Origin of the sequence: Achromobacter sp. HZ34, from assembly GCF_002209485.1 — a bacterium.
GTDB lineage: Bacteria > Pseudomonadota > Gammaproteobacteria > Burkholderiales > Burkholderiaceae_B > Bordetella_C.
This window is the reverse complement of the sequence record NZ_NJIX01000001.1, coordinates 353,170-369,051: the sequence shown is the minus strand read 5'-3', so window position 1 is coordinate 369,051 and position 15,882 is coordinate 353,170. Positions and strand designations below refer to the sequence as shown.

Here is a 15,882-nt window from a genome sequence, read left to right as displayed (position 1 = left end):
CCGGCAGCGCTGGCCGGCGGTCTGCGCGCCGTCCCGCCGTCCATGCCACTGGTGTGGGAATCACCCCGATATGCGGGGGTGTCTTGCTGCGTACGCGCGCGCGTCCACGCCGCCAAGGCAGCGATGGCATGCCAGAGCACCAGCAGGCACAGGGCCGCTCCCAGCGGGACCCAGAAGAATTCTCTCTTCGGTTGGTGCCGCAAGGTATTGACCTCGCGCGGCGTGATGCGGTCCAGCGTGGCATACACGTCTTGCAGCGCGGCCAGGTTCTCGGCGCGAAAGAACTGCCCGCCCGTGGCCTTGGCGATATCCCGCAGCGCATCGAAATCCACCCGGTCATCGCCAGTGGCCGCCGGATCTCCCATGCCTATGGTGTGCACCACGATCCCATGCTGCCTGGCCAGCGCCGCGGCGCGCGGCGGCGGCACGGCACTGCCCGTGTCATTGCCATCGGTCAGCAGGATCATGACCTTGTCCCGTTCGCGGGCGGCATCGAGCATGCGTATGCCCAGCCCGATCGCATCGCCGATGGCCGTGTTCGGCCCCGCCATGCCGACCGCGGTCTGGTCCAGCAGCAAGCGCAACACGGCATGATCCAGCGTCAGCGGCGCCTGCGGATAGGCACCCGTGCCGAACACGATCAGTCCTAATCGATCGTCCTGCCGCTTCTCGATGAAGTCGCGCACCACGGCGCGCACGGCCTGCCAACGCGTTGTTTCCCGACCCGATCCATCGCGGAAATCGCGTGTATCCATGGACTGCGATATGTCCACGGCCAGCATGATGTCGCGCACGGGTTCGGCATGAACCAGTGGCGGTTCCACCCATTGCGGCCGCGCCAACGCCAGCAGCATCAGCAGCCAGACAGCCAGGTTCAGCCACAGCTGCGCGCCGGCAGCCTGCGCGCCTGGCCGCTCGGGCGATTTGCCGGTCAACCTGGCCATCGTGTCGAAGAACGGCGCCCGCAAGGCGCTGCGGCCGTGCAGATACACCGGCAGCCAACGATAGGCTGCCCACGCCAGGGGCGCGGCGAGCGGCAGCCAGGGATATTCAAGCCGCCACATGGTGACGCTCGATGCGATGGTCTTCTATCCACCGCCGGCTGGCATCGAACAACTGCTCCAATGTTGCAGGATCCAGATCCCGCACCGCGGCGTCGGGGGCGTAGGCCAGCGTCGCCAGCAGGCGCGCACTGTCGCCGGGAAAAGGTAATGTCACGCCTGAACGCCGATTCTCCAGTCCCTGCCGCGCCACGAGCGCTGTCCGCTTGAGCAGATCGGGCAATTGCCGCGCCGCCAGCGCCTGGTCGGCGACCGCCGCCCGTATCCGCGCGAGTTCCACGAGGGCCTGCCGCCGATAGAGATTCCGCTTGTGCCGGCGCATCGCGGTGAGCAAAGCATAGCCCGTCAGCGCCAGAATCACCACCGCCACGGCTACCCATCCCCACGTCTGCGGCCAGTACGAAACCGGCGGCGGCAAGGGCAATTCGCGCAGTTGATCCAGTCCCGGCAGATCAGCGCTCATCGGGGCCCTCCCGCGGGTCGTGCAAATCCCTGGGCCGAACCGCGCCCCATTCCCCGCCCCACTCCCCGTCCCAACTCCCTGCGCAACTGCGCCACCTCGTCATGCGCGGTATCTATCGTCAGCAAGGGCACGCGGCTGCGGCGCAGCAGATCCGCCACCTCGCGCAGCCGGCCGCTGAAGAAATCGGCAAGCGGCTGCCGTTCGTGCCGGCGCCCCACGGCAATATCCAGCTGCAACGCTCCTTGCGTGACGACCAGGCGGCCACGACGGGGAATATCCTGGGCCATCGGGTCGAAGACCAGTACACCGACCACGTCGTTGTGCATGGCCAGCACGCGCAAGGCCCGCAAGGTTTCCTCATTCGCGCCGGCGAAATCGCTGACGATGCAAATCAGGCAGTCATGCGGCGCCAGGGCCTGGGCGGCCCGCAAGGCGGCATTCAGCCCTGCCATGGCAGGCCGATCGGCCTTGTCGGCCGCCAGCGCGCCGTTCACGCGTACCACTTCAGCCAGCAAGGCCTGCACGCGGTCACGGCTACGCAAGGGCTTGAACACCTTCTGCCCGTCGTCATCGAATACGATGCCGCCCACCCGGTCGCCGGCGCGTAGCGCCATCCAGGCCCCAAGCGCCGCCACACGCGCGGCGACGGCGCTCTTGAACGCGCGCACGGACCCGAAATACATGGTCATGCGCTGGTCAACCACGATCAGCGCCGGCCGGTCCCGCTCTTCCGTGTAGGACCGCACATAGGGCTTGCCGTAGCGCAGCGACGCGCGCAGGTCCAGCTGGCGCAGGTCATCGCCCGCCACGTAGCGGCGCAACTCGGAGAAGTCCAGCCCTCGGCCGCGCAGACGCGAACCGTGCGCGCCGGCCAGCACGCTATTGAGCGGATGGCGCGTGCTGAAGGACATGCCGCTTGCCGCAGCTTCCAGGGCGATCAATTCCGCCAGCGAGGGATAGACAGGATGGGCCTTCCCGCCCGATTCCGGCTGCGGGCGCACGCGTGGATCGGCGCGCGATGCAGCGTCGGCGACGGGCCGCGCTTTGGCCGGCCGCGGCTTCGCGGGCGGATGCTGGGCCGGTGGCGGTTTGGCGGGTGGCGACACATTTTTCTCCTACGCAGGCACGGCGACCACATCCAGCAGGCGATCGATAACCTGCCCGGCCGTCACGTCTTCGGCCACGGCGTCGTACGACAGGTGCAGGCGGTGCCTCAACACGGCATGGGCCACGGCGCGCACGTCGTCAGGCGAACTGAATTCCGCGCCGGACAGCCAGGCATGGGCACGCGCCGCGCGATCCAGCGCGATCGCGCCCCGTGGGCTGGCGCCTATCTGTATCCAACGCGCCAGGTCGGCGTCCGCGGGATGCCGTGTGGCATTGACGAGATCCACGACATAACGATCCACCGCGGGCGCGACAAAGACCGCCGCCGCCGCGGCACGGCAGGCAAAAAGATCCTCCTGCGTCATGCGAACCGTGGCATCGGCCTTGCCATTGCCGACGGCATTGCCATTTCCATTGCCATTGCCATTGGCAGCAGCAATGACACTGCCGGCGGCATTGGCATCGGCGGCGGCGTTGCCTTCAGCGCCGGCTTCGCCGTTGCCTGCAATACGCGAGCTGCCCGCCGCCGCGTCCCGCCCTGCCCCTCGCAGCAACGCCAGCATCGCCACCTCATCCTCCGGGCCCGGATAGTCCAGGCTGATTTTCATCAGGAAACGATCCATCTGCGCTTCCGGCAAGGGATACGTGCCTTCCTGCTCGATCGGATTCTGCGTCGCCAGGACCATGAACAGCGGCGGCATGCGCCGCGTCACGCCACCTACCGTGATCTGCCGCTCTTCCATGGCCTCCAGCAACGCCGACTGCACCTTGGCCGGCGCCCGATTGATTTCATCGGCCAGCACCAGGTTGCCGAATAGCGGCCCGGCCTGGAAGCGCACCTGATGCCGTCCCTCGGCGTCCTGCTGCAACACATCCGCGCCGGTGATATCCGAGGGCAGCAAGTCAGGCGTGAATTGGATGCGGCTCATGTCGGCCGCCAGATGCGCGGCCAGCGCCTTCACCGTGCGAGTCTTGGCCAGGCCGGGCAGGCTTTCCAACAGCACATGGCCGTCCGCCAGCAAGGCCACCAGCACCAGCCGTATCACTGCCCCCTGGCCCAGCACGGCCTCGCCGACCGCCTGCTCCAGCGCCAGAATGCCTGCACGATTTGCCATGTTTTTGCTCAACGAACGGCGACGCTACGCTTTTGTGCCTGCGCCACCTGCCATTGCGCCGGCGTCATCACCGTGCGGAATCCCAGATGCGACATGCTGTTCATGGGATCCGTGCCGCGCCGCGCACTGGTCCGATAGCTGATGCAGTAGGTCTCGCTGCAAAGAAAGGAGCCGCCCCGCGTCACCCGCTTGGGCGCCTGCGCCGGCACGCCAGGTTCGTCCGGATCGAAGCTTTGCGCCGGCCCCGCCGGATCCAGAGGCGGTTGACGGTATTGCGCCTCGATGCGGAAAGCATCCGCGCGGTACCAGTCCGCCGTCCACTGCCACACATTGCCCGCCATGTCGTACAGCCCATAAGCGTTGGCCGCATACATGCCCACCGGTGTGGTCCCTACCGGAATCTTCTCGTCGGTGACGACGGGGAAAGGCTGGGTCTCGCGCGTATCCCAGATATTCGCCATGGGCCGTCCGTTGGGCGCCAGTTCATTGCCCCACACATACGTGGCCTGCTCCAGGCCGCCCCGCGCGGCGAACTCCCACTCCGCCTCGGTAGGCAAGCGCTTGCCCGCCCACTTGGCATAGGCCTGCGCATCCTCGTAGGACACTTGCACGACGGGATGGTCTTCCTTGCCGATGATGTTGCTGTGCGGCCCCTGCGGGTGACGCCAATCCGCACCGGGTACGTAGCGCCACCACTGCGAGAAGTCGCGCAAGGACACCTCGGACGCGGTGCCGACGAACACCATGGCGCCCGCCACCAGCTTGGCATCGTCCGGACGTGGCGTGCCGGGCGGCAGCTGTGCCTGCAGGTCTTCCCAGCGCGGCTTGCGCTCCGCCGTCGTGACGTAGCCCGTGGCTTCGATGAAGCGCGCGAATTCCCGATTGGTGACGTCATGGGGATCCATCCAGAAGCCGCTCAGGCGCACCTTGTGCGCGGGCCGCTCGTTCGGCTGCGACATGCGTACGTCGCTACCCATCAGGAATTCGCCACCTGGAATCCAGGCCATGCCCTGGGGACCCTTCTTGCCGTCGCCAAGCACTGGCACAACCGCCGCCACCGCCTTGCCTGCCTTGCCAGCCTGACCGGGCAACATGTCCAGTGATGCCGCCACGCCCGCGCTGACGCCCAGGCCGACCACCACGCCCAGCAACAGCCAGGCCCGCGCTCGCAGGCGCTTACCGGCGGCGGCTTTACCATCGACGGGTTTGCTTGCGACAGATTTGCTCGTGACAGGTTTACTCATGACGGGTTTTCTCATGATGACTTTCCCCACGATCGGCGCGGTCAGCGCGACCGCGCTACCAGACGAAAATGCTCAGAACACCAACGCGACGCTGGCCATTACCGTGCTGCCGCTGTCCAGGCGATTGGTGCTAGCCACCGTCGGCACCCAGCGCAAGGACATGGACAGGGACCGCTCGGGCGACAGTTTGCGGTCATACGTGACGATGGGGCCAAGCGCCAGGTCGTGGCCCTTGAAGCCATTGAGCCGGTCGGCGGTATCACCGCGGTCATTACCCAGCTGCAGGATGGTGCCTGCTACCATCCCCACGCCCAGGCCGTTGCCGAACATGCGCCGCGCCATCACGTCCGTGCCGAACAACGGCGCGTTGTGATAATCGGTGTCCCGATTGGGCGTGTAGAACTGGAAGCTGGAGACCGCATCGAGCTGCCAATGCGATTCCGGAAAGATGCGCGTGTAGGCGACCTGCGGTACGAAGGTCCAGTTATTCAGGCTGGGATTGGCCAGGTTGTTGGCGTTGTACCTGCCCGTTGGCGCCCAGACGTTGAAACTGAGCGCCACATGCTCGGTCTCGGAGAAGTGATACCCGGCAACGATGGGCGTGAAATAAAGGTCGAACAGATCGGACGCGCGATCCGTCGTATTCACCGTATTACCGCGCGGGCCGGTCAGGCCAGCGTTGACCTTGGTCCAGACATAGGGCACGGTCAGGCCGGAAGCGAAGTTCCAGCGGCCCGTGCCGGTATCCCAGGTCTTGAGCAACGTTGCCAGGGTGAAGGCCACCTGGGCGTCCAGTCCCACCGAGACGTTGCGGCCCACGGGCACCTCGCGCCCGCCATGCAGGCTGCCGTCCAGGTAGAGTTCGGACAGTTGCACGATGGTCACCGGTTCCGGCGCCACGATGCCGATATTGGCCTGTACGTTGGTGCCCGTTACCTGCCGGCCCAAGGCGCCTTCCGTCGCCCATGCTGACGATGCGCAGGCCAAGGCGCTCACGCACGCCGCCGTCCTGGCGATGAACGGCAGCACCGTATTAAAAAATTGCTCGCGTCTCTGCATTGCCTCGTCCCGATCATGAATGGGAAGAACCTCAGCCGCCCGGGTACCCAGGTTCAACGAACCTCGCGTAGCGGGCGAAGAGAATCAGCGGTAATACGGAGGGACACGCCTGGATGACACTGTGTTGGGGGATACCACGGTGCGAAATAACAAGGATGGGCGTCCAGGGAAACACCCATATCGGGTGAACACGAGGCGTCGCCTCCTCCTGAAGACGCTGCTGGCGATCGCGGAAATCGCCGACAGGATACGCGCGGGGATCTGGCGGATACCGTTCACTATGACCTCACTCTGCACAGCGTATGGGCTACACGTAGGACAGCGTATGAATACACGTGAGACATTTGCTCTGGACCGTACTCGGTGGCGTCCGCCCTACCGCGCCACTTCTTCGAACATCCTTATTGCGATTTATTGCTTTAGTATGTGGCATTATTCGCACAATGCTTAGCAAAACACAACAGGATTAAGACAATTCCCTTCAACCCCTGATTGAAATCCAGGACCATCAGCATCTGTTGACCGCAGTTTTGGGTGCACCATCACGACAGTTCCGGCTATTCTTCCGCCACTTGCATCGACCCGTTTGCCGAAGCCGTTCCAGCGTTTTCCCTAGTCATACAAATCAGGTGCCGCCATGAAATCCCGCTTCCTGCGTAAGTCTCTCCTGAGCATTGCCACCGTCCTTATCGTCGCGGGCTGCGCATCCTCGCCGCCACCGCGCGAGTCCGGTTTCCTGGGCGATTATTCACGCCTGGAAAAACAGGATGCGCCGGGGGGAGGCACGCGACTGGCTTACATCAATCCGGCCTTCGCGCCTGATAAATACAGCGCGCTCTGGCTCGATCCGGTGGTGTTCTATCCAGAGCCCAAGCCCACCGAAAACGTCTCGATGGCCGCCATGAACCAGATTCGCCAATACATGGATGAAGCCGTCCGCAGCCGCCTGGCCAACAAGGTGCGCCTGGTCAATCACTCGGGCCCCGGCGTCGCGCACGTGCGCCTGGCCATCACGGCCGTCGGCGCCGAAACGGAAGCCCTGGCGCCTTACCAATACATCCCCATTGGCTTGATCATCACGGGCGCGAAGGCGGCCATCGAGGGCGGCCGGCCGCAGAACGCGTCGCTGGCTATCGAGACCCAGGTCCTGGACAGCCAGACCGGCCAGTTGCTGTTCGCCTCCGTCCGTGGCGGCACCGGCGAAACAATCCGCAGCTCGGCGCAGGGCCAGGGAACGGTGCAGCCGGACAACCTCAAGGCGCTGATCGACAACTGGGCCGATGGCGCGGCCGCCCAGGTCGGGCGCTATGTCAAGCCCTTGTAACGACGGGGCGGTGTCGGACGCGTAAACTCGACAACCGGTCGCGCGCGGTGGCGTTCCGTGCGCCGCGGCGGCCGCTTCGTCGTGCCTATCGCGAGGATCATGCCGACATGAATGCACACCACTTCGACGCCGTGGGCACACCGATCCGGCGCGGCCAGATCGATGCGCCGCACGTGCGGCTGGCTTACGAAGACTGGGGCGATCCGCATGCCCCACCCTTGCTTCTGATCATGGGATTGGGCGCACAGATGCTGTTGTGGCCCGATGGTTTCTGCAGGCGGCTGGTCGAGGCCGGCTTCCGGGTCATCCGCTACGACAATCGGGATATCGGCCTGTCGGGACGCGTACGCAGCCTGACCCCTACGCCCAACTTGTGGTGGCTGATCGCCCGGGCGCAACTCGGCATGCAAAGCAAGGTGCCCTATACCCTGGAGGACATGGCGGACGACGCCGCCGCCCTGCTCGATGGCCTGGGCCTGACGCAGGCGCACGTCGTGGGCGGCTCCATGGGGGGCATGATCGCCCAGGTTTTCGCTGCACGCTACCCTGCGCGCGTGGCGTCGTTGGGCATCATCTTTTCAAGCACCTGCCAGCCCCTGCTGCCGCCCACCGCGCCCAGCCTGTTGTGGCGGCTGCTGCGCAAGCCACGGCCGGAAACCGGCCTGCACGGACAGAAGGCCCATGTCAAAGCGCTGTTCCAGGCCCTGGGCTCGGCGGCCTACCCGGTCGACGAGGCGGAGATGGATGCGCTGATCGATCGCCTGGGAGAACGCGGCATCGACGGCGGCGGCGCGCGGCGCCAGCTGATGGCGCTACTGGGCACGGGCGACCTGCGCCGCTATGCGCAACGCATCCAGGCACGCACCTGTGTCATCCATGGCGCCAAGGACCGCATGCTGCCGCCGGCGGCGGGCCGCGCGGTGGCGCGCGCCATACCGGGCGCGGCGTTTCACCTGATCGCCGGCATGGGACATGACTTGCCACGCCAGCTGTGGCCGCTGCTGACACGCCTGATCGCCGACAACGCGTTGCCGGGAACGACCGACGTGCCCCGGCCCGATGATCGGTACGGGGTGAGCCGCGCGGCGGCCTGAGCCTACCGCCTACGCAGTCGGCCCACGCGAGCCCGCAGCGCCAGGGCTCGCCGGCTGCTTGCTGTTCGCTTGCCGCGGCCCTGCCTCAAACGCCCCCTTCGCCTGACGTTCGCCCTGATGTCGAAAACCAGGGCGCTCATTCGTCGTGAGTACAAGACCCAGGCATCTGTCGCCCCTCCCCCTCAAAGGAAACCGCTATGGCCTTGCGACTCTTCTACCACCCGTTTTCTTCCTACTGCCACAAGGCGCTGCTGGCGCTCTACGAGAACGGCATCGGCTTCGAGGCCTGCGAAGTCGCGGGCCCCGGCTCGCCCTGCTATGAAGAACTGGCGTCGCTGTGGCCCATGAAGCGTTTTCCCCTGCTGGTCGACGGTGACCAGCAGGTCATGGAAGCGACCTGCATCGTCGAACATCTGCAGACCTATCACCCCGGCCCGGTCCAGCTGATCCCCGCCGACGCGCGTGCCGCGCTGGAAGTGCGCTGGCTGGACCGATTCTTCGACAACTACATTTCCACGCCCGTGCAGAAGATCGTATTCGATGCCCTGCGCCCCGATCCCGCGCTGCGCGATGCCTATGGCGTGGACGAGGCGCACGACATGCTGGACCGGGCCTACGGCTGGCTGGAGCAGCACATGGCGGGGCGCGAATGGGCAGCCGGCGCTACCCGCACCCTGGCCGACTGCGCCGCCGCGCCCTTCCTGTTCTATTCGCACTGGGTCCATCCCATAGACGACCGTCATCCGAATATCCAGGCCTACCGCAAGCGCCTGCTCGAATGGCCGTCCTATGCCCGCTGCGTGGGAGACGCGCGGCCCTACCGCGATTTCTTTCCCCTGCCCAGGCCCGCCGACGACTAAAAGGAGTCAGCCGCCGCCGCGCTTACTCCGCGGCCGCGGTCTTGCCGGCCTTGCGGACGGTGGCGCCGGCGACCCGCCAGGAACCCAGCGCGCCCAGCATCAGCAACACGCTGGTGCCGAGGAATACGGCCGGCATGCCGTAATGGCCGCCGACGTACCCGCCCATCAAGGGGCCGGCCACCTGCCCCACATATTGCGAGGACACCGACCAGCCCATGATGCTGCCGACAAAATGGTCCGGCACGTTGTGCCGCACCACTGCGGCGATGCAAGGCAGCAGGCCGCCCAAGGCCAGGCCCATGAGGAAGCGCAACAGCACCAGTTGCCAGGCGGCGGTCACGAAGGCTTGTGGAATCAGCAGCAAGGCCGCCACGCCCAGGGCCAGCACGATGACGTAGGCATGGCCGATACGGTCGGCCAGGCGGCCCAGCCGCGACGCCGACAGGATGCTGCCCAGGGCAGCCGCCGACATCGCCAGGCCCGCCACGAACGTGACCCGCGAGGGATCGTCCACCAGCGTATTCACGTACACCGTGATGATCGGTTCGATGGACATGTTGGCGAACATCAGCAGCATGCCCGTGAACAGCATGGTCAGCACCACGTCGCGGCGGGGGATATGGGCCCAGCCGCCCTTGGGACGGTCCTTGGCGGCAACCGCCTGGCGACTACCTTCCTTGACCAGGAAGGTGGTCGCCAGGAAAGCGATGAAGATCAGCGCGCCGGACAGCCAGAACGTGGCGCGGATACCGATCAACGGCGGCAACGAACCACCGATCAGCGGCCCGATCAGGTTGCCGGCCATGATGCCGGAGGACAGCACGCCCAAGGCCCAGGCAGAACGGTTCTTCGGCGTCTGCACCGCCACCAGGATGGTGGCGCCGGAGGAATAGCCGCCGGCGATGCCCGTCAACAGGCGCAAGGCGACCAATTGCCAGACGTTGGTGGAGAAGCCGATCAGGGAAATGCAGATGGCCATGCCCAGGCTGGCGCGGATCAGCATGGGCTTGCGGCCGTAACGGTCACCCAGATGTCCCCACAGCGGCGCGACGAAGCCCGCCGTCAGGAAGGTGGCGCCGTAGGCGATTCCCGACCACTGCACGATGGCCGCATGGTCCTTCACACCTAGTTCTTCCACGTACAGGGGCAGGAAAGGCAGCATCAGCGTCATGCCTACCAGCGTTGAGAACGAGCCGAACAGGCAGACGAGAAGATTACGATGCCAGTGTGGATTGGGGTCGGAAGCCATGAGATGCAGGGGTCGGATGCGGATGAAATCCCGGGGGGAGGACTTGAATATCGTTGGCGATTTGCTTGGGATACCAAGCTGGGATACATTAAACACCCACTGGCGGCTTGTCAATCGTTGTCGTTACCTATCTCCCTGGCTTCGGCCTTGGCAGGAGCATCCATGTCCCAATCCCTGGAAGTAGAAAAACAGCTGCGCGCGATGATCCTGGATATGCAACTGGGTCCTGGTGAGCGCCTGACCGAGCGGTGGGCCGAAGCGCAATTGGGCGCCTCGCGTACGCCCGTGCGGGCCGCCCTGCTACGCCTGGAATCGGAAGGCCTGGTCTGTCGCGAGGGGCGCGGCTGGATGGTCACGCCCATCAACATCGCCGAGATCGAACAGTTGTTCGTCTATCGGGAAGTGCTGGAAGTGGCTGCCATGCGGCTGACCGTGGCCGACCTGGATCATGCCGGCCTGGACGATATCGAAGCCCTGCTCGATGACTGTGGCGAAGCGGCCAGCGCCGAGGAAACCCATCGCATCGGCCTGGAATTCCATGTGCGCCTGGCGCAATTGTCCGGCAATGAATTCATCAGCCGCGGCGTCGCCGATGCCATGAACCGGCTGGCGCGCACGCGTTGGCTGGAAAGCGATCCCATCGGCCATGGCTGGGCCGAGCACCGGGCGGTGCTGTCCGCCTTGCGCGGCGGCGACGCCGAACGGGCCGTCGCCCTGGTCCAGGCCCACGTGCGCGAAAGCCGCGACCGCCTGCTGGAAGTCCTGCGCGCCGGCCGCCGCAGCTTGCGCGCACGCGGGGTGATGGTGGCCTAGACCGCGCCCCTGCAAGACGTCATGCCCGCGCGGGAATTCTTCCTGTTTTCAAGATAAGGACGTCCGCTAAAAGAGATCGTTCTGCCTTGGAAAAAGGAGCGCTGCAAGAAAAGAGACGTCGCCGCTTTCAGCGTGGCTGCAATACGAAGTCACCCGGTTTCCAGCTCTTGTCGAAGGCGGCTGCTTCCGGGCCGTAGATGCGGATGTACGCGAACCAACCCTGGCCCGGGTTGGTCTGGATCCAGCGATTCTCCTGTCCCGTGGGCGGTTTGGGGCCGAAATAGAGCGTCAAGGGTTGCGAGGTATCCACGTCCTTCAGCTCGAACAGCGATCGCAACGCGGCCTTGTCCTGCCTGGTCTGCACCTGCGAGCGGGTCTTGCTGTCATAGACCGTGACCGACCAGAACAACTTGCCCGGCACCGGCTGCGGCACGCTCAATGTGTATTGCCTGCCGCCGTCCAGATAGGCGCCTTTGGCGTCGCGCGCGCCTAACCAATACAGCGAGCCCGCCCCCGGGTCGCGGCGGAACATCGCAGGCGAAGTGACGATCGCCTGCGCAAACCAGCGGTCGCGCGCATCCAGGTCCACACCCGCCGGCGTCTCGAACTGCGCGCTGCCGGGCACCAGGCCTGCCCATTCCCATTGGCGGTCGGGCCATGCGCGCCGATCCGGCCGGTCGCTGTCGAATGCCGCCACCAGCATCTGGTCGCGGCCCAGGCGAGCGGCCCGGGTAAGCGTTTCGCGCAGCCTCATGTCCGGCTTGAAAGGCTTGCCTTTCTCGATACCCAGTTCGGCCAGCAGCCCGTACATGGCGCGTGCCCGGGGATCCAGCGGCTCCTGCTGGATCACACGGTCGAGCACTTCCCAGAACTGGAAGTTGTCCTCCCATTTCAATGACGAACTGTCCAGCTTCATCGCCGAGGTGTCGACGGGGACCAGCGCGGCACCGGGCTGGCCATCCGGGCCCAAGGTGTATATCTTCACGGCACGCAACGCTTCCAGCGCCTTGGGAACGTCCCCGCCGACGGGCAACGAGCGGATCGCCAGCAGGTTCTTGTTGGACGGAGAGCGGCCGACGTAGTACCCCGGCGGCACCGACCCGGCATAGCCGGGTGGCAGCACCAGATGCTTGCCGCCCTTGCCGGCATCGGGCCCCGGCAGGCCCAGATCCTGCACCCATCCCTGGTTGTGATCGTTGACCAGGCCGATGTAGGGCCCGGGCGGCAACTCGATGACCACCGGCCCTTGGGCAAGGTCGAGCGCGGCAGACCCATACGGCGTGTCCGAATTCAAGGTGAAACCGACCTGGCGCGGACCTGTGGCAGCAATCCCCCACTGCTGTCCATCCTGGATACCCACGACCCGGTTGCCGTTGAATATCCCTTCCACCGACACCGTGGGATACCAGTAGCGGTAGGCAACGAGCGCGCGCTGCAGGTCCTGGTCGGCGCGCACCTGCTTCGAAGTGGCGGGCGTGGGATAGCCGTGATCGAAACGGTATGCGGCCGGTGCCGGGGCCTGAGCATGAGCCTGGGCAATGCATGCCAGCGCAAGCAATACGTAGCGGACTTTCATGAAAGACCTCGACGATGGGAGCGTTACGGTGGGATTACAGCGGCGTCACGGCAGGCGGCGCCCAGGCCCCGGTCTTGACCGCATCCTTGGGAACGTACATGCGGAACGTCAGCGAAAACGGCTTGCCCGGCGGGGCGGGCAGCCAGTTCGATTCAGCGACGCCAGCCACTGCCTTCGGGCCGATCACGATTTTCATGGAACCATCCGCTTCGAGCTTGAGATTCGAATGGTTGTTGAAGTTGTAGCGCTTCAGATCGTTGGGCACGACTCGGTAATCAGGCACGCTCACGAGAATGACCGACCAATAGGCATCGACCGCGGATTGCGGTAGCTGGTCGGCGGGGAAATGCATGACATAGCTGTTCGAGCCATTGAGCGGGGCCTCGTTGGCGTCGCGCGTCGCCCCGAAATAGACCGCCTCGCCGCTGGTATTGGCCCAGATGCCGGCGTAATTGACGACGGTCCTCAGCAAATAGTCGCTGCCGTAGTTCCCGGTGGCGCCCCCGCCCACCCAGTGATTGCGATAAGGCGCGCTCTTGGTGAAAGCGTATTCGATGAACCGGGGCACGACCTGTTCACGCAACAGCTTATCCACGGCGGCTCGGGCCTGGGCAGACGACGCGACATACTCGGCTACCGCGCGCACTTGCTGCTGCATTTGCGCGGCGACGGGCGATACATCGAACGCGCTGTCGATGCGCGCGTCGACGTCGTCGAATATCTCCGCGCCCAGCAGGTCCTGGTTGTTGAAGGAAGGCACGACAGGAGCGGGAAAAACCACCGGCCTGCCCAGCGCGCCAAGCGCAAACGCCTGCTGCAGCTTGATTGCCCCGTCCGGGTCGTCCTTCAGCTCCACACGGCCAAGCAGTTTGGCCTTGCGGGAATGCAGTTCTATCCGCGCGACACCAGCGGGCAAGTCGTCGCGCCAGCCGGGCGCGACGAGTGCATAGCTTCCAGAAGGCTGGGACGCGAACGTGCGTTCGTTGATGTTGGCGATGACCTCGCCCCATTCGTCCAGGATCTGGGCCGTGTAGTAGCGTCCGGTGATCCGTGGCACGGTCAGCAGGACGGGCGTTCGATCATCCACCGCGATCCAGGCTTCAAGGTATGCCACGTCGAAGTTGGGATTGACGAAATCCGCCGAGCCCAGCGGGTTGTAGTTGATCTGGTTATAGGCAAACGAAGGCTTGGCGCGGTCGATATGCTCTTGCCGCAAGACCAGCATCCGGCCGAGCAAATAGAGATAAGCCTGCTCGATGACGCCATCATCCGTCCTGGCGCTCGAGGCAAGGGCCCAGCGGCCAGGAAGCGCGGCGGCCGCCATGAGGCCAAGCACCGCTCGTCGGTTCACATGCATAGGATGATGCTCCCGATGGAACTGGCGGCTCGTCGCATACCCAAAGTCACCGCCGCAAGCTCGAATTAACGAATTGCCTGCTCTCGAATGGGGAACAGACGCCAACCAGCAGTCAGACCGAAAAGCACTTGGCAAAGCACATTCAGAAGATGAGCAACTCTACCCAATATCGAAATATTGAGAGTTATTTTGTGCGATTTATGTATTGAATTGTTAATTATTGATCGGTAGCGCGCGACGATATTTCATCGGCTCCCGGTCCAATCCAATGCCTCACCTACGCGGGCCGGACTTTTTGTTCAGGGCAACGCAAGCTATGATTGCCCGCCATGAGCGCCGCACCTTCTCCTTCCGCAAACGAATCCGCCACTTCCGCTCCTGTCCCGCACCGCATCATCCTGGTCCTGGCGATTGCCGCCTTTGCCAGCGCGTGCGCGTTCCGGATTTGCGATCCCCTGTTGCCGCAGTTGTCGCTGGAGTATGGCACCAGTACGGGCGAGGCGGCTGGGGTGGTGACGATATTCGCCGTGGCCTATGGGGTGTTCCAGTTCCTGTTCGGTCCGCTGGGTGACCGCTACGGCAAGTACCGTACGGTGACGGCAGCGGCATTTCTTTGCGCGGTGGGCAGCCTGGGCGCGGCGCTGGCGCCCAGCCTGAACGGCATGCTGGTCGCGCGGTTTCTCTCCGGCGCCGCCGGCGCGGGCATCATTCCGCTGGCCATGGCCTGGATCGGCGACAACGTCGATTACGCCCAGCGCCAGGCCACCCTGGCACGCTTCATCACCGGCACCATCATCGGCATGGCCGCGGGCCAGCTGATCGGAGGCGTGTTCGCCGACACCATAGGCTGGCGCGCCGCCTTCGCCATGCTGGCCGCCATCTACCTGGCCGCCGGCCTGCTGCTGATACGGCTGGCGCCCGCCGGCTCCGGCGCGCCGCAGGCACTGGCGCCCGGATTCCTGGCCCCCATCCGCGACGTGCTGGCCTACCCCTGGGCGCGCACGGTCCTGCTTACCGTATTCCTGGAAGGCGCGCTGGTGTTCGGCGTGCTGGCCTTTCTGCCCACCTATGTACAGCAGCGCTTCGGCCTGGGCCCGACGGCCTCGGGCGCCATCGGCGGCCTGTTCGCCGTGGGCGGCATCGGCTATGTGGTGGTTTCGCGCAAGCTCATCGACAGCCTGGGCGAAACAGGGCTGGTGGCGGCGGGCGGCCTGGTGCTGATGATTGCGTGCGCGCTGTATGCGCTGGGTCCGGCATGGACGTGGTGCGCGGTGGGCAGCCTGCTGAGCGGCTTCGGCTACTACCTGATCCACAGCACGCTGCAGACCAATGCCACGCAAATGGCGCCGGCGCGCCGGGGCACGGCGGTAGCGCTGTTCGCCTGCTGCCTGTTCCTGGGCCAGTCCGCCGGCGTGGCGACGGTCGCCGCCCTGGTGCAGCGCGTGGATGCGCACTGGCTGTTCGGCGGCACGGCCGTGCTGCTACCCCTGCTGGGCGCTTTCTTTGCCCAGGCGCTGAAACGCCGCGCATAGGCGCGGCGCTGGGTACGAGCCCGGGCGC

The 15,882-nt window shown here is 65.3% G+C and carries 13 protein-coding genes and 1 pseudogene; 5 read left to right on the top strand and 9 right to left on the bottom strand.

The window, feature by feature from the left end; all coding sequences use genetic code 11:
• Positions 1-50: 50 nt before the first annotated feature.
• The 6 genes and pseudogenes from CEY05_RS01555 to CEY05_RS01525 form a co-directional block, all read right to left on the bottom strand.
• Positions 51-1,064 (bottom strand): annotated as a pseudogene (locus CEY05_RS01555) (VWA domain-containing protein); the annotation flags it as partial.
• The gene (locus CEY05_RS01550; protein WP_088595636.1) at positions 1,051-1,524 is read right to left on the bottom strand and encodes a DUF4381 domain-containing protein; all 474 of its coding nucleotides are present in this window, start codon (positions 1,522-1,524) and stop codon (positions 1,051-1,053) included. The pseudogene CEY05_RS01555 and the gene CEY05_RS01550, both read right to left, overlap by 14 nt.
• Positions 1,521-2,435, bottom strand: coding sequence for a DUF58 domain-containing protein (locus CEY05_RS01545; protein WP_088596178.1), 915 nt, complete (start codon positions 2,433-2,435; stop codon positions 1,521-1,523). Before CEY05_RS01545 ends, CEY05_RS01550 begins: the two co-directional genes overlap by 4 nt.
• A 204-nt stretch (positions 2,436-2,639) precedes the next feature.
• Entirely contained in the window at positions 2,640-3,746 is a 1,107-nt protein-coding gene (locus CEY05_RS31595) for a MoxR family ATPase (RefSeq protein ID WP_233161303.1), read from the bottom strand.
• 8 nt (positions 3,747-3,754) lie between these two features.
• Complete coding sequence (locus tag CEY05_RS01530; protein WP_088596177.1) at positions 3,755-4,840, bottom strand: formylglycine-generating enzyme family protein; 1,086 nt, start codon at positions 4,838-4,840, stop codon at positions 3,755-3,757.
• A 222-nt stretch (positions 4,841-5,062) separates the two neighbouring features.
• On the bottom strand, positions 5,063-6,049 hold the full coding sequence (locus CEY05_RS01525; RefSeq protein WP_088595635.1) for a transporter: 987 nt from the start codon (positions 6,047-6,049) through the stop codon (positions 5,063-5,065).
• A gap of 637 nt (positions 6,050-6,686) precedes the next feature.
• Here CEY05_RS01525 and CEY05_RS01520 point away from each other — a divergent pair.
• The 3 genes from CEY05_RS01520 (at position 6,687) to CEY05_RS01510 (ending at position 9,327) form a co-directional block, all read left to right on the top strand.
• Positions 6,687-7,373 carry a DUF3313 domain-containing protein gene (locus CEY05_RS01520; protein WP_088595634.1) on the top strand — a complete coding sequence of 229 codons (687 nt, stop codon included), beginning with the start codon at positions 6,687-6,689 and terminating at the stop codon, positions 7,371-7,373.
• Between the two features lie 107 nt (positions 7,374-7,480).
• Complete coding sequence (locus CEY05_RS01515; protein ID WP_088595633.1) at positions 7,481-8,467, top strand: alpha/beta fold hydrolase; 987 nt, start codon at positions 7,481-7,483, stop codon at positions 8,465-8,467.
• Positions 8,468-8,664: 197 nt separating this feature from the next.
• Positions 8,665-9,327: a glutathione S-transferase family protein gene (locus CEY05_RS01510; RefSeq protein ID WP_088595632.1), complete on the top strand. Its 663-nt coding sequence runs from the start codon at positions 8,665-8,667 to the stop codon at positions 9,325-9,327.
• Between the two features lie 22 nt (positions 9,328-9,349).
• Here CEY05_RS01510 and CEY05_RS01505 read toward each other — a convergent pair whose 3' ends face one another.
• Positions 9,350-10,576: an MFS transporter gene (locus CEY05_RS01505; RefSeq protein WP_088595631.1), complete on the bottom strand. Its 1,227-nt coding sequence runs from the start codon at positions 10,574-10,576 to the stop codon at positions 9,350-9,352.
• 162 nt (positions 10,577-10,738) lie between these two features.
• Here CEY05_RS01505 and CEY05_RS01500 point away from each other — a divergent pair, with 162 nt between their 5' ends.
• Positions 10,739-11,389, top strand: a complete 651-nt coding sequence (locus tag CEY05_RS01500; RefSeq protein WP_088595630.1) for a GntR family transcriptional regulator — start codon at positions 10,739-10,741, stop codon at positions 11,387-11,389.
• Between the two features lie 127 nt (positions 11,390-11,516).
• On the opposite strand, the gene CEY05_RS01495 is transcribed toward CEY05_RS01500, so the two are convergent.
• Both CEY05_RS01495 and CEY05_RS01490 read right to left on the bottom strand, forming a co-directional pair.
• Entirely contained in the window at positions 11,517-12,965 is a 1,449-nt protein-coding gene (locus tag CEY05_RS01495) for a DUF1254 domain-containing protein (RefSeq protein WP_088595629.1), read from the bottom strand.
• A gap of 34 nt (positions 12,966-12,999) precedes the next feature.
• Positions 13,000-14,427: a DUF1214 domain-containing protein gene (locus tag CEY05_RS01490; protein WP_198952649.1), complete on the bottom strand. Its 1,428-nt coding sequence runs from the start codon at positions 14,425-14,427 to the stop codon at positions 13,000-13,002.
• Between the two features lie 224 nt (positions 14,428-14,651).
• Between CEY05_RS01490 and CEY05_RS01485 the strand changes: the two genes are divergently transcribed.
• The gene (locus CEY05_RS01485; protein ID WP_088595627.1) at positions 14,652-15,854 is read left to right on the top strand and encodes an MFS transporter; all 1,203 of its coding nucleotides are present in this window, start codon (positions 14,652-14,654) and stop codon (positions 15,852-15,854) included.
• The last annotated feature ends 28 nt before the right edge of the window (positions 15,855-15,882 follow it).